The sequence below is a fragment of the Streptomyces sp. NPDC053541 genome, from assembly GCF_044544705.1.
Lineage (GTDB): Bacteria > Actinomycetota > Actinomycetes > Streptomycetales > Streptomycetaceae > Streptomyces.
Genome location: NZ_JBITXM010000012.1, coordinates 122407 through 143214, shown reverse-complemented (window position 1 = coordinate 143214; position 20808 = coordinate 122407). Strand labels below are relative to the sequence as shown.

The 20808-nt window shown below is 72.9% G+C and carries 24 protein-coding genes; 10 read left to right on the top strand and 14 right to left on the bottom strand.

Annotation, left to right across the window (positions count from 1 at the left end):
- The first annotated feature begins 20 nt into the window (after positions 1-20).
- Positions 21-431, top strand: a complete 411-nt coding sequence (locus tag ACIGW2_RS29290; RefSeq protein ID WP_361585417.1) for a transcriptional repressor — start codon at positions 21-23, stop codon at positions 429-431.
- Positions 432-531: 100 nt separating this feature from the next.
- On the opposite strand, the gene ACIGW2_RS29285 is transcribed toward ACIGW2_RS29290, so the two are convergent.
- From ACIGW2_RS29285 to recO, 4 genes are read right to left on the bottom strand one after another with little or no spacing between them, the layout of a single operon-like run.
- Positions 532-759 carry a hypothetical protein gene (locus ACIGW2_RS29285; RefSeq protein ID WP_399846985.1) on the bottom strand — a complete coding sequence of 76 codons (228 nt, stop codon included), beginning with the start codon at positions 757-759 and terminating at the stop codon, positions 532-534.
- Positions 756-1067, bottom strand: a complete 312-nt coding sequence (locus ACIGW2_RS29280; protein ID WP_399846983.1) for a hypothetical protein — start codon at positions 1065-1067, stop codon at positions 756-758. The genes ACIGW2_RS29285 and ACIGW2_RS29280 overlap by 4 nt, the downstream gene beginning before the upstream one ends.
- Positions 1068-1076: 9 nt before the next feature.
- Positions 1077-1901, bottom strand: a complete 825-nt coding sequence (locus ACIGW2_RS29275) for an isoprenyl transferase (RefSeq protein ID WP_391653712.1) — start codon at positions 1899-1901, stop codon at positions 1077-1079.
- 13 nt (positions 1902-1914) lie between these two features.
- Complete coding sequence (recO, locus tag ACIGW2_RS29270) at positions 1915-2664, bottom strand: DNA repair protein RecO (RefSeq protein WP_356076649.1); 750 nt, start codon at positions 2662-2664, stop codon at positions 1915-1917.
- 160 nt (positions 2665-2824) lie between these two features.
- Here recO and ACIGW2_RS29265 point away from each other — a divergent pair, with 160 nt between their 5' ends.
- Entirely contained in the window at positions 2825-4030 is a 1206-nt protein-coding gene (locus ACIGW2_RS29265) for a DUF3103 family protein (RefSeq protein ID WP_399846981.1), read from the top strand.
- A 51-nt stretch (positions 4031-4081) separates the two neighbouring features.
- Here ACIGW2_RS29265 and ACIGW2_RS29260 read toward each other — a convergent pair whose 3' ends face one another.
- The gene (locus ACIGW2_RS29260) at positions 4082-4297 is read right to left on the bottom strand and encodes a hypothetical protein (RefSeq protein WP_356076643.1); all 216 of its coding nucleotides are present in this window, start codon (positions 4295-4297) and stop codon (positions 4082-4084) included.
- Entirely contained in the window at positions 4294-4506 is a 213-nt protein-coding gene (locus ACIGW2_RS29255; protein WP_391656478.1) for a hypothetical protein, read from the bottom strand. The genes ACIGW2_RS29260 and ACIGW2_RS29255 overlap by 4 nt, the downstream gene beginning before the upstream one ends.
- Before the next feature lie 132 nt (positions 4507-4638).
- Here ACIGW2_RS29255 and ACIGW2_RS29250 point away from each other — a divergent pair, with 132 nt between their 5' ends.
- The 3 genes from ACIGW2_RS29250 to ACIGW2_RS29240 are packed head-to-tail and all read left to right on the top strand — an operon-like array spanning position 4639 to position 6298.
- Positions 4639-5472: a Scr1 family TA system antitoxin-like transcriptional regulator gene (locus ACIGW2_RS29250; protein WP_391656417.1), complete on the top strand. Its 834-nt coding sequence runs from the start codon at positions 4639-4641 to the stop codon at positions 5470-5472.
- Entirely contained in the window at positions 5454-5726 is a 273-nt protein-coding gene (locus tag ACIGW2_RS29245; RefSeq protein WP_391656418.1) for a DUF397 domain-containing protein, read from the top strand. The genes ACIGW2_RS29250 and ACIGW2_RS29245 overlap by 19 nt, the downstream gene beginning before the upstream one ends.
- Complete coding sequence (locus ACIGW2_RS29240; protein ID WP_399846979.1) at positions 5723-6298, top strand: GNAT family N-acetyltransferase; 576 nt, start codon at positions 5723-5725, stop codon at positions 6296-6298. Before ACIGW2_RS29245 ends, ACIGW2_RS29240 begins: the two co-directional genes overlap by 4 nt.
- Here ACIGW2_RS29240 and ACIGW2_RS29235 read toward each other — a convergent pair.
- Together ACIGW2_RS29235 and ACIGW2_RS29230 are read right to left on the bottom strand one after the other, a co-directional pair.
- On the bottom strand, positions 6282-6938 hold the full coding sequence (locus tag ACIGW2_RS29235; RefSeq protein ID WP_391656420.1) for a methyltransferase domain-containing protein: 657 nt from the start codon (positions 6936-6938) through the stop codon (positions 6282-6284). The genes ACIGW2_RS29240 and ACIGW2_RS29235 overlap by 17 nt on opposite strands.
- Positions 6939-6973: 35 nt before the next feature.
- Positions 6974-7426, bottom strand: a complete 453-nt coding sequence (locus tag ACIGW2_RS29230; protein ID WP_391656421.1) for a DUF3592 domain-containing protein — start codon at positions 7424-7426, stop codon at positions 6974-6976.
- 86 nt (positions 7427-7512) lie between these two features.
- Here ACIGW2_RS29230 and ACIGW2_RS29225 point away from each other — a divergent pair, with 86 nt between their 5' ends.
- From ACIGW2_RS29225 to ACIGW2_RS29215, 3 genes are all read left to right on the top strand, one after another.
- Positions 7513-8364 carry a hypothetical protein gene (locus tag ACIGW2_RS29225; protein ID WP_391656422.1) on the top strand — a complete coding sequence of 284 codons (852 nt, stop codon included), beginning with the start codon at positions 7513-7515 and terminating at the stop codon, positions 8362-8364.
- Between the two features lie 162 nt (positions 8365-8526).
- Positions 8527-9900: an FAD-dependent oxidoreductase gene (locus ACIGW2_RS29220; RefSeq protein ID WP_361585384.1), complete on the top strand. Its 1374-nt coding sequence runs from the start codon at positions 8527-8529 to the stop codon at positions 9898-9900.
- Positions 9901-10166: 266 nt separating this feature from the next.
- Entirely contained in the window at positions 10167-11486 is a 1320-nt protein-coding gene (locus ACIGW2_RS29215; RefSeq protein WP_399846977.1) for a LuxR family transcriptional regulator, read from the top strand.
- 751 nt (positions 11487-12237) lie between these two features.
- On the opposite strand, the gene ACIGW2_RS29210 is transcribed toward ACIGW2_RS29215, so the two are convergent.
- Positions 12238-12930 (bottom strand): TerB family tellurite resistance protein, encoded by a 693-nt coding sequence (locus ACIGW2_RS29210; protein WP_391656424.1) that lies wholly within the window; start codon positions 12928-12930, stop codon positions 12238-12240.
- 363 nt (positions 12931-13293) lie between these two features.
- The gene (gene leuA / locus ACIGW2_RS29205) at positions 13294-15057 is read right to left on the bottom strand and encodes a 2-isopropylmalate synthase (protein WP_399846975.1); all 1764 of its coding nucleotides are present in this window, start codon (positions 15055-15057) and stop codon (positions 13294-13296) included.
- Positions 15058-15353: 296 nt separating this feature from the next.
- On the opposite strand from leuA, the gene ACIGW2_RS29200 reads away from it, so the two are divergent.
- Positions 15354-16388: a M4 family metallopeptidase gene (locus tag ACIGW2_RS29200; RefSeq protein WP_399846974.1), complete on the top strand. Its 1035-nt coding sequence runs from the start codon at positions 15354-15356 to the stop codon at positions 16386-16388.
- A gap of 21 nt (positions 16389-16409) precedes the next feature.
- Positions 16410-16673 (top strand): protealysin inhibitor emfourin, encoded by a 264-nt coding sequence (locus tag ACIGW2_RS29195; RefSeq protein WP_356076943.1) that lies wholly within the window; start codon positions 16410-16412, stop codon positions 16671-16673.
- 26 nt (positions 16674-16699) lie between these two features.
- Here ACIGW2_RS29195 and era read toward each other — a convergent pair whose 3' ends face one another.
- The 4 genes from era to ACIGW2_RS29175 all read right to left on the bottom strand — a co-directional run bounded on the left by era (position 16700) and on the right by ACIGW2_RS29175 (position 20732).
- Positions 16700-17659 (bottom strand): GTPase Era, encoded by a 960-nt coding sequence (gene era / locus ACIGW2_RS29190; RefSeq protein ID WP_391656426.1) that lies wholly within the window; start codon positions 17657-17659, stop codon positions 16700-16702.
- 21 nt (positions 17660-17680) lie between these two features.
- Positions 17681-18685: a WxL protein peptidoglycan domain-containing protein gene (locus ACIGW2_RS29185; protein ID WP_399846972.1), complete on the bottom strand. Its 1005-nt coding sequence runs from the start codon at positions 18683-18685 to the stop codon at positions 17681-17683.
- 16 nt (positions 18686-18701) lie between these two features.
- Entirely contained in the window at positions 18702-20048 is a 1347-nt protein-coding gene (locus ACIGW2_RS29180; protein ID WP_391656428.1) for a beta-xylosidase, read from the bottom strand.
- A gap of 204 nt (positions 20049-20252) precedes the next feature.
- Complete coding sequence (locus tag ACIGW2_RS29175) at positions 20253-20732, bottom strand: hypothetical protein (protein ID WP_391656429.1); 480 nt, start codon at positions 20730-20732, stop codon at positions 20253-20255.
- Positions 20733-20808 lie beyond the last annotated feature (76 nt).

Genomic DNA, 20808 nt, shown 5'->3' with positions numbered 1-20808 from the left:
AAGCATTCAAGGAGGCCCCCGTGGCGACGGCAGGACCCCCCGTAAAAGGCCGCTCGACCAAGCAGCGGGCCGCCGTCTCGGCGGCCCTGAACGAGGTGGACGAGTTCCGCAGCGCCCAGGAGCTGCACGACATGCTCAAGCACCGCGGCGACTCCGTCGGCCTCACCACCGTCTACCGCACGCTCCAGTCCCTCGCGGACGCGGGAGAGGTCGACGCCCTGCGCACCAGCGACGGCGAGACCGTCTACCGCCGCTGCTCGACCGGCGACCACCATCACCACCTGGTCTGCCGCGTCTGCGGCAAGGCCGTGGAGGTCGAGGGCCCGGCCGTGGAGCAGTGGGCCGAGACGATCGCGGCCGAGCACGGCTTCGTGAACGTGGCGCACACGGTGGAGATCTTCGGCACGTGCGCGGAGTGCGCGTCGAAGTGACCCGGCGGCCGACCTGACAGGTGACCCGACGGGCGACCTGACATACGAGTGGGCCCGCACCGGACATGTCCGGTGCGGGCCCTCGCGTGTGCGCGACGCGTCAGAGACGGGTGATGTTCCGGTCCAGGAGCGCACGGAGCCGGTCGACGTCGGCGGGGTCGGCGAGGCCGCGCTTGGGCAGGGCGATCAGGCCGGCGGCCCCGTCAAGCGAGAGCAGGACGAAGTTCCGCGACGTCTCGACGTACGCGTTGGCGTCCGGCGAGGTCTCCGGCGGCTCGCCGGACGTCTCGCCGCGGCGGGTGGTCAGGACGAGCCCACCGTCGCTCACCCGGGCCCAGTACCCGCCCCCGCCCGGGCGACCTTCGGGTACACCCACAGCGCCTGCCACCAGGGGGTGAGCGGCCACAGCAGACCGGCGACGAGCCCGAGTCCGGTCAGCAGGGCCGCGTGCACCGGAGCCAGCTCTCGGTGCCCGACGAGACGGTCCGCGGCAACGACGAGGAAGGCCAGCGTCGCGCCGAGCGGCAGCACCCACCGCATCCGCCGGCTGGCGCCGAGCCTCAGCTCCACGCGGCACGCGTCGGCCACCTCGGCGCGCGTCGGCGTGTAGACGAGCTCGACGGCCTCCGCCGTCACCGGATCGGCTCACGCCTTGTCGAGCACCGCGAGGTCCGCCGGGTCCACCCCGCCGAAGCGGCGGTCGCGCTGGGCGTACTCGACGCAGGCCCGCCACAGGTCGCGGCGGTCGAAGTCGGGCCACAGGACGTCCTGGAAGACCATCTCCGCGTACGCGCTCTGCCAGATCAGGTAGTTGGAGGTGCGCTGCTCGCCGCTGGGGCGCAGGAAGAGGTCGACGTCCGGCATGTCCGGGTAGTAGAGGTACTTCTGGATGGTCTTCTCGGTGATCTTCGCCGGGTCCAGCTTGCCGGCCTTCACGTCCTCGGCCAGCGCCTGCGCCGCGTCCGTGAGTTCGGCCCGGCCGCCGTAGTTCATGCAGAAGTACAGCGTCAGCTTGGTGTTGTCCTTGGTCTGCTCCTGGGCGACCTGGAGCTCCTTGGCGACCGACTTCCACAGCTTCGGCATGCGGCCCACCCAGCGCACCCGGATGCCGAGCTCGTCGAGCTGGTCGCGGGTCTTGCGGATGAAGTCGCGGTTGAAGTTCATCAGGAAGCGCACCTCCTCGGGTGAGCGCTTCCAGTTCTCCGTGGAGAAGGCGTAGAGCGAGATCGCCCCGACGCCCATCTCCAGGGCGCCCTGGAGGACGTCGAGCACCTGCTCGGCGCCGACCTTGTGCCCCTCGGTGCGCGGGAGCCCGCGCTCCTTGGCCCAGCGGCCGTTGCCGTCCATGACGATCGCGACGTGCTCGGGCACGAGCTCCGGCTGCAGCTTCGGCGGGCGGGCACCGGACGGGTGCGGCTCCGGGGTCCTGTACTCCCGACGCTGGCGCCCGAGGAGTCGTGCGATGGCCATGGCGTGGTCTCTCCTAGCTCTTCTCTACGTACCGCAGCGAGCGCAGTCCGCGCTCCAGGTGCCAGTGCAGATAGGCGGACACGAGTCCGCTGCCCTCCCTGACGTGACGCGGCTCGGCCGCGTCCGCCGTCTCCCAGTCGCCGGTCAGCAGCGCGCTGAGCAGGCCAACGGCCTCCGCAGAGGGTACGACGCTTCCGGGCACCCGGCAGTCCGCGCAGATCACTCCGCCCGCGGCGACCGAAAAGAAGCGGTTCGGCCCGGGAAGTCCGCATTTCGCACAGTCCTCGAAGCTGGGCGCGTAGCCGTTCACGGCGAGCGAGCGCAGCAGGAAGGCGTCGAGGATGAGGTGCGGGGCATGCTCCCCGCGCGCGAGGGTGCGCAGCCCGCCGACGAGCAGCAGGTACTGCTGCACGGCCGGCTCGCCCTCGTGGTCGGTGAAGCGCTCCGCCGTCTCCAGCATCGCGGTGCCGGCGGTGTAGCGGGCGTAGTCGGTGACGATCGCCCCGCCGTACGCGGCGATGGTCTCGCTCTGCGTGCACAGCGGCAGCCCGCGGCCGACCAGCTCACTCCCGCGGGCGAAGAACTGCACGTCCACGTGCGAGAACGGTTCGAGCCGGGCCCCGAACTTCGACTTCGTCCGCCGCACCCCGCGCGCGACGGCGCGCACGCGCCCGTGCCCGCGCGTGAGGATCGTGATGATGCGGTCCGCTTCACCCAGCTTCTGGGTGCGCAGCACGATGCCGTCGTCGCGGAACAGACTCATGGCGCCATTGTCCCGTACCGCTCGGACATCCCGGCGCGGGCCCGGAAGGCGCCCTTGCGGGGTATGACATGCCCTCGTCATCATGCCCGAGGACACCGTCTACCCGCATAGATCGATCGCCGTCGCACCACCGACCACTCCCCCTGGAGGAGCGATCACCGTGAGACCTCGTCCCACCCGACGACGCGGCCCCCTCACCGCCACCGCGGCCACCCTCGCCGCCCTGACCGCCGCGGCCGCCCTCGGCGCGGCCCCCAGCGCCTCCGCGACCCCGGCCCCGGCCCCGGCTCCAGCTCCGGCCCCGGCTCCCGTGGGGGCGACGGCGAGGGCCACCGTCGACTCCGCCCAGGACCGGGCCGCCCGCGACCTCGCGCGCTCCCTCAAGGACGCCTCCTGGCGCACGAGCCTGCGCGCGGCCACCCTGAAGGCGCCCGGCGCGACCGGGGTGCCCGTCACCGAGCGGGCGACGGGCGCGCTGAAGACCCGGCTCGCCGCCGCCGACCGGGACATCGCCGAGGCCAAGGGCCTGCCCGCCGCCACCGGCACCGGCACCGGCTCGCTGCTCCGGCTGCGCCTCGGTGCGCCCTCGATGCGCGCCGCGCTCTCCGCCGGCGTCACCCCGTGGGTCGCGGCGGCCGGCTCGGACGACTCCGCCCGCACGGTCACCGCCTACGACAGCCAGGGCCGCGCGCACGAACTGGACGCCCGCGTGGCGCCCGCACAGCCGGTGTACGTCGTCGACATCGACACCACGAAGGCGCTGGCCGCCGGCCTGGACGTCGTACGGAAGGAGCTGGCCAAGGCCGGCCTCGCCTCCGCCGCGCCCACCGCGTCCGCCACGTCCGCCACGTCCGCGAACGCCCTCTCCGCCACCGCCGGCTTCTGGACCACGAAGATCACCTCGGTCCGCCTGAACGACGACCAGGAACCCTGGGTCAAGGGCGACGCCGAGATCTACACCCTGGTGAGCGGCTTCGGGCAGGACGGCAAGGTCCGCGTCGACCCGGTCGACATGCCGTACCTCGACAGCGACGGCACCACCTACCGCCCGAACCAGATCCTGGTCAACTGGTCGAACTACAAGTACGACCTGGCCGACGCCGTGATGATGGAGGAGGACGGCAGCACCAACTACCGCGAGCTCGCCAAGGCCATCGCCACGGCACTCCTCACCATCACCGACCAGGGCGCCTACGTCCCGCTCGTCAACGCGATCCTGGACGCCATGCCCGACGACTGGTGGACCGACGACCCCGACTACGTCGACTCCTGGTACACCCTCGCCCGGCAGAGCACCGGCACCCTCCAGGGCGCCCGCGGCAACGGGACGCTGACCGTCGAGCCGTACTTCGTGCAGCAGTTCTGACACCCGGGGTCCGTGGGGAGCGGCGCTCCCCACGGACCCCTCGCCCGCCCCTCAGGGCACCTCCCCGCGACTCCTCGCGTTCGCGTGCGCCGTGGAGGCGCGCAGCCGCTCCCCAGGCGTGGCGACCCGCACCCCGTCCGGCTCGCAGTCCCACTCGCGCCCGCCGCCGATCGGCCGCAGCTGGAGGTAGGGCCCCACGTGCCCCATCACGGTGCCGACCCTGCCGGTCCGGATCTCGACGACGTACGCGCCGATGGGCGGTTTCATCCGCGTCCCCCTTCGTTCACGAGCGCCGCAGCGAGCAGCCGCGCCGTCGCGGCCGTGCAGCGCCCCAGCTCCACGAGCGGCCGAGGAGGCTCGGCGGCGAGGGTGACGGCGTCGAGCCCGAGCGAGGGCAGGGTGATTCCGACCCGCCCCAACGCGTCCCGCAATTCCCTCACCGCCTCCCGCGCCGCTTCCGTTTCCGTCGGCCACATGCTGTCTTCTTTCACCAACGCGATCCTTTCCGAATCCAATTCCCGCTTTCCGCATCCAGCGTGGCGGCGCCTCCGTAGAATCGGCAGACGCGCGGGGGCAACAACAGCGGTGTCGCGTTGGGGAGTTAATCCATGGCCAAGGCCAAGCGGGACGAAGTGTGGGTCTTCTTCGGGGAACTCCTGAAGGAACGCCGGGAGGCTGCGGGGCTGTCCCAGAACGAGCTGGGCAGACAGGTGTTCGTCTCGGGCGCGTACATCGGCCTGTTCGAGCAGGGCGTACGAAAGCCACAGCTGGACGTGGCACAGAGAATCGACCAGGCGCTACAAACCACCGGTATTTTCGAACGCACCTGCCGCGACCTCATCAACGCGTCGCCCTATGCCTCGTATTTCCACGAGGTGGCGGAGCTGGAAGCGGTGGCGACGAAGCTGTGCGAGTTCGCGCCGACGGTGGTACCGGGGTTGTTGCAGACGGCGGAGTACGCGCGGGCGGTGACCCTGGGGGGCAATCCCGTTGCCTCGGACGACTACATCGAGGAGAAGGTCAGCTCGCGACTCAAACGGCAGGAGATCCTCAGGGACGCTACAGGACCAGAGTATTGGGCCATCCTGCACGAGAACGTCGTACGCACCCCCATGGGCGGGTCCACGACCATGGCCGAGCAACTGGAGCACATCGCAACACTGGTCCGGAACCGACGAGCAGTGGTCGCCGTCGTGCCGCGAGAGGCCGGCGCGCACGCGTGGATGACCGGCACGCTCAAGCTGATGGAGTTCGAGGACCAGCCGCCAACGGCCTATACGGAGACGGAGTTTTCGGGAACGCTCCTGGACGATCCGGCAGTGGTGAAGGCGGCGCAGCGCGCCTACGATCTGCTCAGGGTCGCCGCACTGTCGCCGAAGGCGTCCCTCGCACTGATCGAGTCGGCGGCGGAGGACTTCAGACGATGCGCGAGTACGACCTGAACAACGCCGGCTGGTTCAAGAGCTCCTACAGCAACGGCGAGGGCGGCGACTGCGTCGAGGTCTCGTACGACTTCGTCCACGCCACCGGCTGGCGGAAGAGCTCGTACAGCAACAGTCAGGGCGGCGACTGCCTCGAAGTCCTCGACAACGTCCCCGGCGTCGTCCCCGTCCGTGACAGCAAGAACCCCACCGGCCCCGCCCTCGTCGTGCCGGCCGCCGCCTGGGCCGTGTTCGTCGCCGGGCTCAAGGGATGACGACGGCCTGCACGCGCCCGCGGGACGCGGTCGTGGTGGACGAGCGGCTGACGTTGCGCCGCTTCGTGCATCCGGCCGATCTGCCCGAACTGCACCGGGTGATCGACGAGTCGGTCGATCACCTGCGGCCGTGGCTGGACTGGGTCGACAACCACAGTCCGGAGTGGACGGCCGGGTTCCTGTCGCGGCGGGACGCGCAGTGGGAGGCGGGGACGGGCTTCACGTACGCGGTGGTGTGCGAGGGGGCGATCGTCGGGGCGTGCGGGCTGCACGTGCGGGAGGACACGCCCCCGGATACGTACGAGATCGGGTACTGGCTGCATCCGGCCGCCACGGGCCGCGGGCTCGCCACGCGCGCGGTGCGGGCGGTGGTGGCGGAGGGCTTCCGGATGCCGGGGGTGCGGCAGCTCCTGGTGGTGCACCTGCCGGAGAACGAGGCGAGCGCGCGGATTCCGGAGCGGCTCGGGTTCACGGAGGTGGAGCGGGTGCGCGAGGAGGGCGAGGAGTTCCGGGTGTGGCGGCTGGCCCGGGCCGAGGCGGCGGCGGGGGCGGTCCCTACGACCTCGGCCTGACGGCGAGGAAGGTCCCGTAGAAGCGCGTGGCGCCCTCGACCGGCTCCTGTACGAGCGTGGCGGTGACCCGGAGGCCGGCGGCTCGCAGGAGCCGGGTGATCCGCTCGGGCGGGAGGTAGTGGGACTCGTACGAGACGGGGAGCCCGCCGTACGCCTCGGTGTGCCGTCGCCGCTCGCCCTCGCCGCCCGGGGCGCCGACCCAGCCGGCGAGCATGAGCCGGCCGCCGGGGGCGAGGACGCGGTGGAACTCGCGGTAGACGGAGGGGAGGTGCTCGGGGGGCGTGTGGTGGGTGGAGTAGTACGCGAGGACGCCCGCGAGCGCGCCGTCGCGCAGCCCGAGCGCGGTCATCGACCCGACGGCGAAGGGCAGGTGCGGCTGCGTCCGCCGCGCGATCTCCACCATCCGGGCCGACAGGTCCACCCCGACCACCCGCACCCCGCGCGCCGCCAGATACCCGGCCACCTTCCCGGGCCCGCACCCGACGTCCGCGACGACCCCGGCCCCCGCCGTCTCCTCGGCGAACGCGTCGAGCACGGCCCGCGACAGCGCGTCGAGCCGCTCGGGCGCCGGCACGGTCCCGGCGTAGACGTCGGCGACGGTGTCGTACGAGCTCCGCAGCTCCTCGAGAAACCCGCTCATGCGGCCAACCTAGCGGCCGGTGCCCCCGGGTGGGCTCAGGAAGGGCTGACGATCAGTCCCACCGTCGCCAGTGTCGCCGCCGCCAGGGACAGCAGCACCATGCGCTGGGCGTCGCGGACGTAACCCTCGCGGCGTCGGCGTTCCTTGTGGGCCGCGGCCATGTCGCCGAGGTGGACGCTCTTCGGGTTGTCGGGGTCGTAGACCATCGGGTACTCGCGGCCGACCGCGTGGGCCGGGCCGCGGGTGGCGCCCTTGTTGTGGCGGACGGTGCCGTGGGGGGTGTCGAACTCGTAGGTGGCGCTCGCGTAGCCACGGGTGCCGAAGGGGACCAGGCTGATCAGGCGGGCCTGGACCACGACGCCGGACTCGCACAGGCGCGTCATCCGCTTGCGCTCGTGCCTCTCGCCGGAGATCAGCATCAGGCCGAAGACGAGGAAGGCCCCGGGCACCAGGACGAAACCGACGAGGACTGCCATCACCAAGGTCACGGAGGGACCGTACGACATCACAGGTCAGCCCCGGAACCCCCATATCCCCTTCACCGGCACGGAGTTCGCGGCCTACGATCGCGCTCATGCCGATCTCTTCGCCCATTCCCGTCCTCCAGGGGGACCGGGGCACCGAGCTGCGCTCCTCCGGCGAGGAGCTGGTCCTGCGCCGGCGGGACGCCGAGCTGCGCATTCCGTTCGCCGCCATCGCGCGCGTCCGGGCCGAGCGGCGGGAGGTCGCCGTCGAGCTGACCGCCCCGGCCGGCACCGAGCCCACCGTGCACCGGATCGAGGACGTGAGCGCGGCCGCCGCCTCCTTCTTCGCCGAGGCGGTGAACGCCGCCCTGCCCGAGCGCGCCCCCGGCGAGGAGACGGTCGACGGCGCCACGCTCGTGGTCACCCGGAGCCTGGTCTTCGACGCGGAGGACGGGGAGGGCGGCGGGGACGGGAGCGACGTGGAGATCGGGCTCGCACGGCACGGCACCTGGCCCATGTACGCGGCCTACGCCGTGGCCGGCGCGCTCGCCGTCGCCGTCGGGGTCCTCGACCGGAACGGGAGCCGGGGCATCGCGACCCTGCTGCTGGGCACGGCCGCCGCCTGGGTCACGTCCTGCGGCCTGCGGTGGCTGGCGATGGCCTGGAAGGACTGGTACCTGCCCCGCTACGGCATCACCGTGGAGGGACACCAGGTCTTCCGGGACGGCGAGACCACCAACGCCTTCACGGCCACCGACGGGGTGACCCGGCACATCCTCGGCGACAACAAGGGCAGGCCCGTCCAGATCGCCTACCATCCGCGGGACCCGAGAAGGGCGGTCGTCCTCAAGGGGACGAACGACCTGGTGCTCACGGTGGTCGTGGCGCTGGTCGTCCTCGGCGTGGCCGGGCTCATGCTCTACGGGACGTTCCTGCTGGCCCTGCCCGCCTTCGGCGGATGACGAAGGCGGGACCCGAGGGCCAAGGCTCGCCTATGGAAGGCATAAGTCCACCTTATGAGGTCATAGACCGGGCCCAGGTACCGAGCGGCGCACGGCGTTATTTAGGGTGGCCTAAGTGCGGCGACCCCTCGCCGACACGTCGCTTGCGAAGGGAATCCAGTCATGCCCCGCCCCCTCCGGGTCGCGATCGTCGGCGCCGGCCCCGCCGGGATCTACGCCGCTGATGCGCTGCTGAAGTCCGAGGCCGCCGCCGAGCCGGGTGTGTCCATCGACCTCTTCGAGCGGATGCCCGCCCCCTTCGGCCTCATCCGCTACGGCGTCGCCCCCGACCACCCGCGCATCAAGGGCATCGTCACCGCCCTGCACCAGGTGCTCGACAAGCCGCAGGTCCGCCTCTTCGGCAACGTGAACTACGGCACCGACATCCACCTCGACGACCTGCGGTCCTTCTACGACGCCGTGGTCTTCTCCACCGGCGCCATGTTCGACCGCGAGCTGCGCATCCCCGGTGTCGAGCTCGACGGCTCGCTCGGCGCCGCCGACTTCGCCTCCTGGTACGACGGGCACCCGGACGTCCCGCGCACCTGGGACCTGTCGGCCGAGAAGGTCGCCGTCCTCGGCGTCGGCAACGTCGCCCTCGACATCGCCCGGATCCTCGCCAAGACCGCCGACGAGCTGCTGCCGACCGAGATCCCGGCCAACGTCTACGAGGGCCTCAAGGCCAACAAGGCCGTGGAGATCCACGTGTTCGGCCGTCGCGGCCCGGCCCAGGCCAAGTTCAGCCCCATGGAGCTGCGCGAGCTGGACCACTCCCCCAACATCGAGGTCATCGTCAACCCCGAGGACATCGACTACGACGAGGGCTCGATCGCCGAGCGGCGCAAGAACAAGCAGACCGACATGGTCGCCAAGACCCTGGAGAACTGGGCGATCCGCGACGTCGGCGACCGCCCGCACAAGCTCTTCCTGCACTTCTTCGAGTCCCCCGTCGAGATCCTCGGCGAGGACGGCAAGGTCGTCGGCCTGCGCACCGAGCGCACCGAGCTGGACGGCACCGGCAACGTCAAGGGCACCGGCCAGACCACCGACTGGGACGTCCAGGCCGTCTACCGCGCCGTCGGCTACCTCTCCGACGAGCTGCCCAAGCTCCCCTGGGACACCGTCACCGGCACCGTGCCGGACGAGGGCGGCCGGGTCATCGAGGAGGGCGGCGCGCACATGGCCTCCACCTACGTCACCGGCTGGATCCGCCGCGGCCCGGTCGGCCTCATCGGCCACACCAAGGGTGACGCCAACGAGACCGTGGCCAACCTGCTCGACGACCACGCCAACGGCCGGCTGCTCACGCCGGAGTCCCCGGAGGAGGAGGCCGTCGTGTCCTTCCTGGAGGGCAAGGGCGTCACGTACACGACGTGGGAGGGCTGGTACCGGCTCGACGCCGCCGAGAAGGCGCTCGGCGAGGCGCAGGGCCGCGAGCGCGTGAAGATCGTCGAGCGCGAGGAGATGCTCCGCGCGAGCGGCGTCGACCTCGGCTGAAGGGCCTGCCGGCCGGGGGGTCCGGCCACGCGGGGGCCCTGCCTGCCAGGCGGGGGCCCTGCCTGCCCGGGGGGCCGCCTGCCTGCCCGGGGGTTCCCACCTGCCGGGGCACCGTGACCGCTCAGCCGGTCGCCCCGGCCTGGCCGGGTTGCCCCAGGCGCCCCGCCGCGCCTGCTGATCAAGCCGTGGCGCTCCGCCTCCCGGCCGAACCGGCCGCCCTCCCTTCCCGGTCCTATCCTTGATGGGGCCGGGAAGGAGTCGTTCCCATGGCCGTCGCCGCGCACGCACACGCTGCCGCCACCGCCACGGGCTTGCCCGCCACGGACTGGCCCGCGGCCTACGCGCTGCTGCACGCCGCCGACCGGCGGCCCGGTGGGCGGCCGCTCGGGCCCGACGGGCTCGTCGCGCTGGCCGATGCCGCCTGGTGGTCCGGGCGGCTTGACGAGGCCGTCGCCGCACGACTGCGGGCCCACGCCGGGTACGTCGCGGCGGGCGACGGGCGGGGCGCGGGGCTGACCGCGTGGTGGCTGTCCGACGCGTACCACCGGCTGGGGCGTCCGGCCGCCGCCGCGGGCTGGCTGCGCCGGGCCCACCACGACCTCGACGGACGGCCCGACTGCCCCGAGCAGGGCCTGCTCGCCTGGACCGACACCGCGCGGGCCGAGGAACACCACGACCCGGCCGCCGCGCTCGCCGCCGTCCGCCGGACGGCCCGGCTCGCGGCCCGTTCGGGCAGCGCCGACCTGCTCGCGCTGGCCCGGCAGGCCGAGGCGTCCCTGCTGCTGGCCCACGACCGGCGGGCCGAGGCGTTCGCGCTGCTCGACGCGGCCCGGGCCGCCGCGGCCCGGGGCGAGCTGAGCGCCGCCGTCACCGGGCGGCTGCACTCCCTCCTCGCCGGGCAGGCGCTGCGCGCCGGCGATCTGCGGCGCGCGAGCACCTGGGCGGACGACGCCATGGCCTGGTGCGCCGGCCAGCCGCCCGGCCCGCACCCCTTCCGGCCGCTGTGCCGGGTCCACCACGTCGCCGTGCTGGAACTGCGCGGCGCCTGGCCGCGGGCCGAGGAATCGGTACGACTCGTGGTGCAGGAGGCCGGCCCGGACGCGCGCGGTGCGGTGGCGGAGGCCTCGTACCTCCTCGGCGAGATCCAGCGGAGGCAGGGGCGCACGGCAGAGGCGGAGCGTTCCTTCGCCCGGGCCTACGGGCTCGGCCGGGTGCCGCAGCCAGGGCTCGGGCTGCTCCGGCTCCGGCAGGGGCGCGGTGACGCGGCGCTCGCCGGACTGCGCATCGCGCTGGACTGCCTGCCGGACCCCGCGCACGACCGGCTCGGCCGGGCCCGGCTGCTGGCCGCGCTCGCCGAGACCGCCCTGGCGCTCGGCGATCCCGAGACGGCGCGGCAGGCCGTACGGGACCTGGAGGCACTCGCCGCCCCGGACGCCGCGCTGCTCACCGCCCTGGCCACGACCGCCCGCGGCACCCTGACCCACGACCCGGCCGCGCTCCGTCGGGCCCTCGCGCTCTGGCGGGACCTGCGCGTCCCGTACGAGGCGGCCCGCGTCCGGGCCCGGCTGGCGGCGGCGGCAAGGTAGGGGCTCACCCGGATCGGGGGCCCCGGCCGGACCCGCAGGGCCACGGGCCTGCGTAGGCGTCCGGCCCGCCGGGTCTGCCGGGGCCCCACCAGGGCCAGGCCCACCGACACCCCCGCCCGCAGGACAACGGGCCGGGCGGGCGCCTCGCGCGGGCGCCACCCACAGACCAAACCGCCCGCCAGGCCCGCGAAGGCCAGGGCCCGCCCAGACCAGGGCCACCGCCACCCCGCCCGCAGGGCAACGGGCCGGGCGGGCGCCTCGCGCGGAGCCGCCCAAAGACCAGACCGCCCGTCACCCCCGCCCCGCGAAGGCCGAGGCCCTCGACGAGGCCCGCCCAGACCAGGGCCACCGACACCCCCGCCCGCAGGGCAACAGGCCGACGCAGGCGCCCGTGCCCGCAAGGCAACGGGCCAGCGCGGGCGCCACCCACAGACCAGACCGCCCGCCAGGCCCGCGAAGGCCAGGGCCCGCCCAGGCCGGCGGCCACCGACACCCCCGCCCGCAGGGCAACAGGCCGACGCAGGCGTCCATGCCCGCAAGGCAACGGGCCAGCGCGGGGGGCCGCCCAGAGACCAGACCGCCCGTCACGCCCGCCCCGCGAAGGCCGAGGCCCTCGACGAGGCCCGCCCAGATCAGGGCCACCGACACCCCCGCCCGCAGGGCAACGGGCCGGCGCGGGCGGCCATGTCCGCAGGGCAACGGGCATGCGCGGGTGTCCGGCCCAGGGGCCTTCTGGAGCCCGCCTCCGCCCTCAGCCGACCTTGCGCGCCGTTTCCAGGAGGCGCGCCGTGTCCTCGGCCGGCAGCGAGAGCGCGTTGCCCACCGTGGTGAGGACCTCCTGCTCGGCCGGGGTGTAGGGGCCGTCGGCGAGGGCGATGCGGGCGCCCTGGAGCAGGATCGATTCGCGGCCGGCGGCGGCGAGGTGCGGGGACAGCGGTTCGAGGGCCTCGTGGAGCTCGATGGCGAGGGCCGCGCCCCCGCTGCTCACGTCCGGCAGGAAGCGGCCGGTGTCGGCGGCCAGTGCCTCGACGAGCTCGACGAGCTGGAGCGAGGTGCAGTCCGCGTACCCGGCCGCGCGGACGGCCGTCGCCGCGGTGTCGACGGCGGTGCGGGAGGAGGTGCCGCCGGCGGCGAGGACCGCGAGGGCCACGGTGTGCACCGCGTCGCGCAGCATCCCGGAGAACCTGCTGGTCGTCGGGTGGGCCAGCGCCTCCGTACCGAAGTGGGTGTGGCAGGCGGCGCACTCGACGACCGGGCCGGCCTGCCCCCGGGGCAGCAGCGGCACGCCCAGGAGGGCGAACCGGCGGCGGCCGGTGCGGCGCCGGTAGTTGCGGTCGCCGCCGCACTCCTCGCAGAAGAACTCGCCGTCGCCGATCGTGTTCCAGGAGGTACGGATTCCGCAGAGAACCAGGCTTCGCTCACGGGACTTCCGCGCTGATCGCACGCCGCACCTCCTCCAACGACCCGGCAGCACTGCCGGCGTTGGCGTGATGTTAGCCACATCGATGATGTGGCGTCAGCACCTCGTCAGCAGAAGAACGCGTAGTTGGCCGAGACCCGCCGTGCCGCGCGCGGGCCCCGGCGGGGCCCCACAGGGGGCGCTCGCGGGGCTTCGCAGAGGCCAGGAAGCCGCCGCCGTGCGGGGCGCGCGCCGCCGCGGCGCCGGTGCCGGCGGGTCCGGGCGCGGAACCGGTCGTCGCGAGATCACCCTCCGGGGTGGCGGGGGCGCCGGTGCGGAACGGCGGACCGCCCCGCACCCACGGAAGGGGTGCGGGGCGGTCCGCCGGAGGCGCGTGCCGGGGCGGCGTCAGCGCGCGGAGCGGTTCACCGCGGAGACGACGGCCTTCAGCGAGGCGCGCGTGGTGTTGGCGTCGATGCCGATGCCCCACAGGACCTTGCCGTCGATGGCGCACTCGATGTACGAGGCGGCCTGCGCGGACGCGCCCTCGCTCATCGTGTGCTCCTGGTAGTCCAGCAGGCGGGCGTCCACGCCGATCGCCTGCAGCGCGGCGAAGAAGGCGGAGATCGGGCCGTTGCCGGCGCCGGTCAGGACGGTGTCGACGCCGTCGACGACCGCCTCGACCTTCAGGGTGTCGGTGCCGTCGGTGTCGGAGGTCGACTGGCCGGAGCGCAGCTGGATGCGGCCCCACGGGTTGTCCGGGTTCGGCAGGTACTCGTCCTGGAAGACCGACCAGATCTCCGCCGGCGTGACCTCGCCGCCCTCGGCGTCGGTCTTGGCCTGGATGATCTTCGAGAACTCGATCTGCATGCGGCGCGGCAGGTCCAGCTTGTGGTCGTTCTTCAGGACGTACGCGATGCCGCCCTTGCCCGACTGCGAGTTGACCCGGATGACGGCCTCGTAGGAGCGGCCGACGTCCTTCGGGTCGATGGGCAGGTAGGGCACCGCCCACTCGATGTCGTCGACGGTCTTGCCCTGGGCGGCCGCGTCGGCCTCCATGGCGTCGAAGCCCTTCTTGATGGCGTCCTGGTGGGAGCCGGAGAAGGCGGTGTAGACCAGGTCGCCCGCGTAGGGGTGGCGCGGGTGGACCTCCATCTGGTTGCAGTACTCGCTGGTGCGGCGGATCTCGTCGATCTGCGAGAAGTCGATCTGCGGGTCGACGCCCTGGGAGAACAGGTTCATGCCCAGCGTCACCAGGTCGACGTTGCCGGTGCGCTCGCCCTGCCCGAACAGGCAGCCCTCGATGCGGTCGGCGCCGGCCATGATGGCCAGCTCGGCCGCGGCCACGGCCGTGCCGCGGTCGTTGTGCGGGTGCACGGACAGGCACACGTACTCGCGGCGGGTCAGGTGGCGGGACATCCACTCGAAGCGGTCCGCGTGCGTGGACGGGGTCGAACGCTCCACGGTGGCGGGCAGGTTGAGGATGATCTCGCGGCCGGGGCCGGGCTGCCACACGTCGCAGACCGCCTCGCAGACCTCCAGGGCGAAGTCCAGCTCGGTGTCGGTGAAGATCTCGGGGCTGTACTGGTAGCCGAAGGTGGTCTCCGGGCCCAGCAGCTTCTCCGCGTACTCCATCACCAGGCGGGTGCCGTCGACGGCGATCTGCTTGATGGCGTCCTTCGAGCCGCGGAACACGACCCGGCGGAAGGTCGGGGCGGTGGCGTTGTAGAGGTGCACGGTGGCGCGCTTGGCGCCCTTCAGGGACTCCACGGTCCGCTCGATCAGGTCCTCGCGGGCCTGGGTCAGGACGGAGATCGTGACGTCGTCCGGGATCGCGCCCTCTTCGATGATGGAGCGCACGAAGGCGAAGTCGGTCTCGCCGGAGGACGGGAAGCCGACCTCGATCTCCTTGTAGCCCATGCGTACCAGCAGGTCGAACATCTCGCGCTTGCGGGCCGGGCTCATCGGGTCGATCAGGGCCTGGTTGCCGTCGCGCAGGTCGGTCGACAGCCAGCGCGGCGCCTTGGTGATGCGCTGCTCGGGCCAGGTGCGGTCGGGGATGTCGACGGCCTCGTACTGCCCGTACTTGTGCACGGGCATGCCCGACGGCTTCTGCAGGTGCGTGGCGTTGGTGACGGGCGTCGGACGGCTGATGAACGGCGACTGGGACATTGCGTAGGGCTCCTCGGAGGGTCCTGCGGAAAGGACGGCCGACTGTCGAACGCAACACCGAAACCCGCGGGGAGGGGGTCGGCCTACGACTACAGGCCCTCGCCGCGGCAGCTAAGGAGAAGCAGCCCGAAACGCATGATGTGCGTCACTGTAGCCCAGGCCCGGCGGAGGCGGACGTCCCGTTTCAGTATGCGGGACGGCGTCCGCGTCAAGCGCGAAAGGTGACTCATCACTCCATTTCGCCAATCGTCGTCGCGGGTCGTGACAGCGGCAGCACGCAGTGCCACATTGCTGCAATGACTCCCCACTTCTGCACGATCGTCCCTCCGCACATGCTGGAGCGGCTCGCCGAGTCGGAGAACCCGGTCTACGCGGAGGCCGCGCAGCGGACCCTCCTGATGGACACCGCCCAGCGCTCGGCCCGCGAGGAGGCGCCGCCGGCCCCGGAGGGCTCCCCCTCGGACAAGCCGCGGCGGACCCTGTACGACGCGCGGCACGGCACGGCGCTGCCGGGCGTCGAGGTGCGCGCCGAGGGCGAGCCGGCGGTCGCGGACACCACCGTGAACCGGGCCTACGCGGGGCTCGGCGCCACCTTCGACCTGTTCCTCAAGGCCTTCGGGCACCGCTCGGTCGACGGCGCGGGCATGCCGCTGCTGGCGACCGTCCACTTCGACGAGAAGTACGACAACGCCTTCTGGAACGGCGAGCAGATGGTCTTCGGCGACGGCGACGGGGAGCTGTTCCTCGACTTCACCATCCCGGTGGACGTGATCGGCCACGAGCTGGCGCACGGCTTCACCCAGCACACGGCGAACCTCGCCTACTTCGGGCAGTCCGGGGCGCTCAACGAGTCGGTCTCCGACGTCTTCGGCTCGCTGGTCAAGCAGCACGCGCTGGGCCAGACGGCCGAGCAGGCCGACTGGCTGATCGGCGCCGGGCTGCTCGGCCCGGCCATCGACAACGGCGTCGCGCTGCGCTCCATGAAGGAGCCGGGCACGGCGTACGACGACGACGTCCTCGGCAAGGACCCGCAGCCCGCCACCATGGACGACTACGTGCGCACCAGCTCCGACAACGGCGGGGTGCACATCAACTCGGGCATCCCCAACCACGCCTTCTACCTGCTGGCCACCGAGCTCGGCGGCTTCGCGTGGGAGCGGGCCGGGAGGATCTGGTACGACGTGATGACCGGCGGCACCCTGACGGAGGAGGCCCGGTTCAACGAGTTCGCGCGGGCGACCGTGGCGTCGGCGCGCCGGCTCTTCGGCGAGGGCGACGAGGTGCAGGCGGTCCTGAAGGCCTGGTCGCTCGTCGGCGTGCCGACCACCTGAGGGCGCTGGTAGACAGGTCCCATGCGCATCCGAGTACGACGCACCGGCGGCTTCGCGGGCATCGCGCGGGAGGCCGAGGTGGACACCTCCGGTCTCGCCGACGCCGAGCGGGTCCACGACCTGGCCCGCGCGGCGCTCGCCGCGGAGCCCCGCGAGAGCCGCGGGGTCCCGGACGGCTTCAGCTACGAGATCACGGTCGACGGACGCACGGTGACGTGCTGCGACCCGGACCTCACCCCGGAGCAGCGCGAGCTGATCCAGCGCGTCCTGAAGGAGGGCGCCTAGCCGCTGCGGCTCAAGGCCCTTCGGGCCTAGAAGCCGAGCTTCCGCAGCTGCTTCGGGTCCCGCTGCCAGTCCTTCGCGACCTTCACGTGGAGGTCGAGGAAGACCGGGGTCCCGAGCAGGGCCTCGATGTGCTTGCGGGACTTCATGCCGACCTCCTTCAGGCGCTTGCCCTTGGGGCCGATGATGATGCCCTTCTGGCTGGGGCGCTCGATGTACACGTTGGCGTGGATGTCGAGCAGCGGGCGGTCGGCGGGGCGGTTCTCGCGGGGCAGCATCTCCTCGACGACCACCGCGATGGAGTGCGGCAGCTCGTCCCGTACGCCTTCGAGCGCGGCCTCGCGGATCAGCTCGGCGACCATGACCATCTCGGGCTCGTCGGTGAGGTCGCCCTCGGGGTAGAGCGGCGGGGACTCCGGGAGCAGCGGGATGATCAGGTCGGCGACGAGCTGGACCTGCTTGTCGCCGACGGCGGAGACGGGCACGATCTGCGCCCACTCGATGCCCAGCTCCTTGCCGAGCCGGTCGACGGCGATGAGCTGCTCGGCGAGGGTCTTGGAGTCGACCAGGTCCGTCTTGGTGACGATGGCGACCTTGGGGGTCTTCCGGATCTCGGAGAGTTCCTTGGCGATGAAGCGGTCGCCGGGGCCGAGCTTCTGGTCGGCGGGCAGGCAGAAGCCGATCACGTCGACCTCGGCCCAGGTGGTGCGGACGACGTCGTTGAGGCGCTCGCCGAGCAGGGTGCGGGGCTTGTGCAGGCCGGGGGTGTCGACGAGGACGAGCTGGGCGTCGGGCCGGTGCACGATGCCGCGGACGGTGTGCCGGGTGGTCTGCGGCCGGTTGGAGGTGATCGCCACCTTCTGGCCGACGAGAGCGTTCGTGAGGGTGGACTTGCCCGCGTTGGGGCGTCCGACGAAGCAGGCGAAGCCCGCCCGGTGGGGGGCTTGGGTCTCATCGGTCTCAGGGGTGCGAACGCTCATGGGGGCCATTGTCCCCGATGAGCGCCCCCCTCACGTACTCGCGTCCCCGCGCGCGCTGCGGCGGCGGCGCAGCCGCAGGGCGAGCGCCCCGCCGGCGGTGCCGGTGAGCAGGACGGCGAGCGGCAGCCAGGGCAGGGCGAGGAAGCCGGCCCGGCCGGATGCGCGGACGTCCTCGGCGGTGGCGGTGAGGGTGACGTCGCCCCAGTCCAGCTGGGGGGAGCCGGTCCACTCGGCGGTGAGCCGGATCTTCTGCCGGGGCAGCAGTGCGGCGGGCAGCCGGCCGAGGTCGCGGGTGAGCAGGGTGCGGCCGAAGGCGCCCTCGGCGCGGAGGGCGACGCGCGGGTCGAGGGTGACGTTGCCGCGGTTGTGCAGGGTGTAGGAGACGACGGCGCGGCTGGTGCGGGTGCCGGGGACGAGCGGCCGGTGCTGGACGAGGGTGACGTCCTCGACGGACAGGGCGGGGACGGTGGGGCCGCCGACCCGGAGGTAGACGCGGGCGGCGACGGCGCGCTGCACGCCGAGGGCGACGGCGTCGCGGCCGGTGCCGGCGCGGGCGATCCGTTCGTCGAGGGCGACGAGGGCGCCGGCGTGGTCGCCGGGCTCGGCCGTGGCGGGGACGGTGAGGGTGTAGGGGACGGTGACGGCCGAGCGGGCCGGGACGGTGACCCGGTCGCGGGCGGGCCGGATCCAGGCGCCGGTGCCGGTCTGCTGCTCCTGGCGGGTGCGGACGGCGAAGCCGCCGTCGCGTTCGGTGTTGTAGGCGTCGGCGCCGTAGAGGAGGAAGGTGAGCGGGGCGGCGGTCTTGTTGGCGACGGTGACCCGGTCGGTGACGGTGGCGCCGGGGTCGGCCGAGAGGTAGAAGTACGGGCGGCTGCCGAGCTGCGAGGCGGCCGGGTAGACGGCCCACTCGCCGTTGTCCGCGGCGGAGGCGGCGGGTGCCTCCTGGGCGCCGAGCAGCAGCAGGGCGCCCAGGAGGGCCAGGACGTGTCGCAGGAGGGCGTACGGCGTGCGCACGGGTGCGGGCCCCTTCGTCATGGCGGTGTCGTGCGGGTCAGGACAGCGTCAGCGTGAGCACGCCCGCGTACGAGCCCGGCGCGGTGAACGCGGGCACGTCGAGGGAGAGCCCGGCGTCGACGGTGAACTCGCCGCCGGTGACGGTGCCGTTGGGCGTGGAGGCGAGGGTCGCGCCCGTGCCGCCGACGGGTCCGGCGGTGCCGGCGACGCAGGTGCTGGGGCTGCCGGCCTTGGTGGCGCAGACCGGGGTCCAGCTGAGCTTCCCGGCGCCGATGGCGCCGCCGGGTCCGGTGAAGTCGGTGACCTTGCCGGTGAGGGACCAGCCGGCGGGGCCGCCGCGGAAGTCCTTGACGGTCACCGTCTGCAGGGCTCCGGTGGCCGCGCCGCCGGTGCCGAAGTCGACGGCCGAGAGCGCGACGGCATCGCCGGCCTGGGTCATCGACAGGGTGCCGGCCTTGACGGTGGCGCTGATCTTCTGGCTGCCGGGCGGGGCGGGGGTGTCGTCGACGACCTGGTACGCGACGGGGCCTGCGCCCTTCTGCGGGTCCCAGGCGGCACCCTCGTAGGCCACGATGCCGGTGGTGGCGAGGTCGGTCACCTTGAGGCGTGCGGCGAAGCCGCCCTCGCTGTCGGTGGTGACGGTCATCCGGTCGGCGGTCTCGGCGGCGCCGGCCCGGCCGGTGACGGTGACCTCGGTGAGCGGGGTGAACTTGGTGCCGCTGACGGTGACCCGGACGCCGGGGGCGCCGGAGGCGCTGTCGAGCTGGAGGGCCCGTTCGTTGGCTCCCGGCTGGGCGGTGGCGGTGACGGTCTCGGAGACCGGGGCGGGCGGGCTGGAGACGGTGCAGGGGGTGTCCAGCTCCATGATGTAGGAGGTGTGGATGTTGTAGTCGCCGGGCGAGAGCTGGATCGCGCCGGGCGCGGTGACCGTGAAGGTGCCGGTCATCGAGAAGGGCGGGAAGGCGCCCTTGCCGGGGACGGGCGGGTTCTTCTTCTCGCCGGTGACGGTGACCGAGCCGGTCTGGGCGCCGCCCAGGGTGACCTTGCCGCTCGGGGTCATGATGTTCTCGGGCAGCGCGAGGTCGACCGGGTTGGAGGCGGCGGGCTTGGTGACCGTGTAGGTGACGGTGACCGTGTCGCCGACCTTGGGCGCGGTGTTGTCGACGGTGATCTGCGCGGTGGTGGTGCCGTCGATGGGCGGGATGCCGGCGATCGGCGGCGGGACGCAGTGGGTGGCGAAGTCGACCGCCGAGGAGGCGGTGGTGACCGCCCCGGCGGGGGCGGCGAGCGCCCCGCCCGCGGTGAGCGCGAGCGCGGTGGCGCCGAGGGCGGCGGTCCAGCGGCGCCGTCTTCGGGTGGCCGTGCGGCTGGGATCGAGTGCCATGTGGGCCCCTCCTGAGGGATGAGAGGGCGCCATTGACGGGTGCGGGCCGAGAGAAGTCAATGGAAGCGAAATCCATCGACTGATGACCCATCAGATACTGTCAAGATCAGGCTGCGGGCTCCGGCCGCCAGGCGCGTTTGCGCAGGTCACGGCGGGAACCGGTGCCACCACGGGCGGCACCGGTCCGTCGTGCGAGGGGCGGGCTCAGCTGAACACGAAGGGCCCGGGCGACTGCGAGGTGAGCGCGTCGCAGTTCACGGTGACACCGAAGATCACCATCTTGAGCGCGGTGCCCGCGAAGTAGGAGTTGAGGCTGTCGCCGGAGGCGACGGTCCCACTGAGCGGGCCGATGGTGACGGACTGGTTGGCGGCGAGCGGCGGGTTCTTCTTCCCGGTGAAGGTCCGGGTGCCGCCGCCGGCCCTGGCCATCGTGAGGGTGGCGCTGATCTGGTCGGCGCCGACCGCGATCGGCGTCTTCACGGCCGAGGTGAGGGTGATCGTCGCGGCGGTGCCGCTCTGGGTGGCGGTGAGCGTGGCACCGCCGCCGCCCCAGCTTCCGCAGTCGTACGTGGCGGTGGCCGAGCCCGGGGAGACGGCGGCGGCGCCCGGCGCGAAGGCGAGGGCCGCAGCGGCGAGCGTCCCGGACAGCGCCGCGAAGATCCCTAATCTGCTGCTGCTTCTCATGGCGAGGTCGAACCCCTTCCGATTCCGAGAGAACGCAGGGGTGCGGACACTGCGTGGAGGAGACTCCGCGAGAACG

What these genes read in the sequence shown, in the direction of transcription:
- ACIGW2_RS29275 (WP_391653712.1), bottom strand. Translation starts at nt 1,901, where the DNA reads ATGGCCATCGCACGACTCCTCGGGCGCCAGCGTCGGGAGTACAGGACC.
- recO (WP_356076649.1), bottom strand. Translation starts at nt 2,664, where the DNA reads ATGAGTCTGTTCCGCGACGACGGCATCGTGCTGCGCACCCAGAAGCTG.
- ACIGW2_RS29260 (WP_356076643.1), bottom strand. Translation starts at nt 4,297, where the DNA reads ATGAAACCGCCCATCGGCGCGTACGTCGTCGAGATCCGGACCGGCAGG.
- ACIGW2_RS29255 (WP_391656478.1), bottom strand. Translation starts at nt 4,506, where the DNA reads ATGTGGCCGACGGAAACGGAAGCGGCGCGGGAGGCGGTGAGGGAATTG.
- ACIGW2_RS29250 (WP_391656417.1), top strand. Translation starts at nt 4,639, where the DNA reads ATGGCCAAGGCCAAGCGGGACGAAGTGTGGGTCTTCTTCGGGGAACTC.
- ACIGW2_RS29245 (WP_391656418.1), top strand. Translation starts at nt 5,454, where the DNA reads ATGCGCGAGTACGACCTGAACAACGCCGGCTGGTTCAAGAGCTCCTAC.
- ACIGW2_RS29240 (WP_399846979.1), top strand. Translation starts at nt 5,723, where the DNA reads ATGACGACGGCCTGCACGCGCCCGCGGGACGCGGTCGTGGTGGACGAG.
- ACIGW2_RS29235 (WP_391656420.1), bottom strand. Translation starts at nt 6,938, where the DNA reads ATGAGCGGGTTTCTCGAGGAGCTGCGGAGCTCGTACGACACCGTCGCC.
- ACIGW2_RS29225 (WP_391656422.1), top strand. Translation starts at nt 7,513, where the DNA reads ATGCCGATCTCTTCGCCCATTCCCGTCCTCCAGGGGGACCGGGGCACC.
- ACIGW2_RS29220 (WP_361585384.1), top strand. Translation starts at nt 8,527, where the DNA reads ATGCCCCGCCCCCTCCGGGTCGCGATCGTCGGCGCCGGCCCCGCCGGG.
- ACIGW2_RS29215 (WP_399846977.1), top strand. Translation starts at nt 10,167, where the DNA reads ATGGCCGTCGCCGCGCACGCACACGCTGCCGCCACCGCCACGGGCTTG.
- leuA (WP_399846975.1), bottom strand. Translation starts at nt 15,057, where the DNA reads ATGTCCCAGTCGCCGTTCATCAGCCGTCCGACGCCCGTCACCAACGCC.
- ACIGW2_RS29200 (WP_399846974.1), top strand. Translation starts at nt 15,354, where the DNA reads ATGACTCCCCACTTCTGCACGATCGTCCCTCCGCACATGCTGGAGCGG.
- ACIGW2_RS29195 (WP_356076943.1), top strand. Translation starts at nt 16,410, where the DNA reads ATGCGCATCCGAGTACGACGCACCGGCGGCTTCGCGGGCATCGCGCGG.
- era (WP_391656426.1), bottom strand. Translation starts at nt 17,659, where the DNA reads ATGGCCCCCATGAGCGTTCGCACCCCTGAGACCGATGAGACCCAAGCC.
- ACIGW2_RS29185 (WP_399846972.1), bottom strand. Translation starts at nt 18,685, where the DNA reads ATGACGAAGGGGCCCGCACCCGTGCGCACGCCGTACGCCCTCCTGCGA.
- ACIGW2_RS29180 (WP_391656428.1), bottom strand. Translation starts at nt 20,048, where the DNA reads ATGGCACTCGATCCCAGCCGCACGGCCACCCGAAGACGGCGCCGCTGG.
- ACIGW2_RS29175 (WP_391656429.1), bottom strand. Translation starts at nt 20,732, where the DNA reads ATGAGAAGCAGCAGCAGATTAGGGATCTTCGCGGCGCTGTCCGGGACG.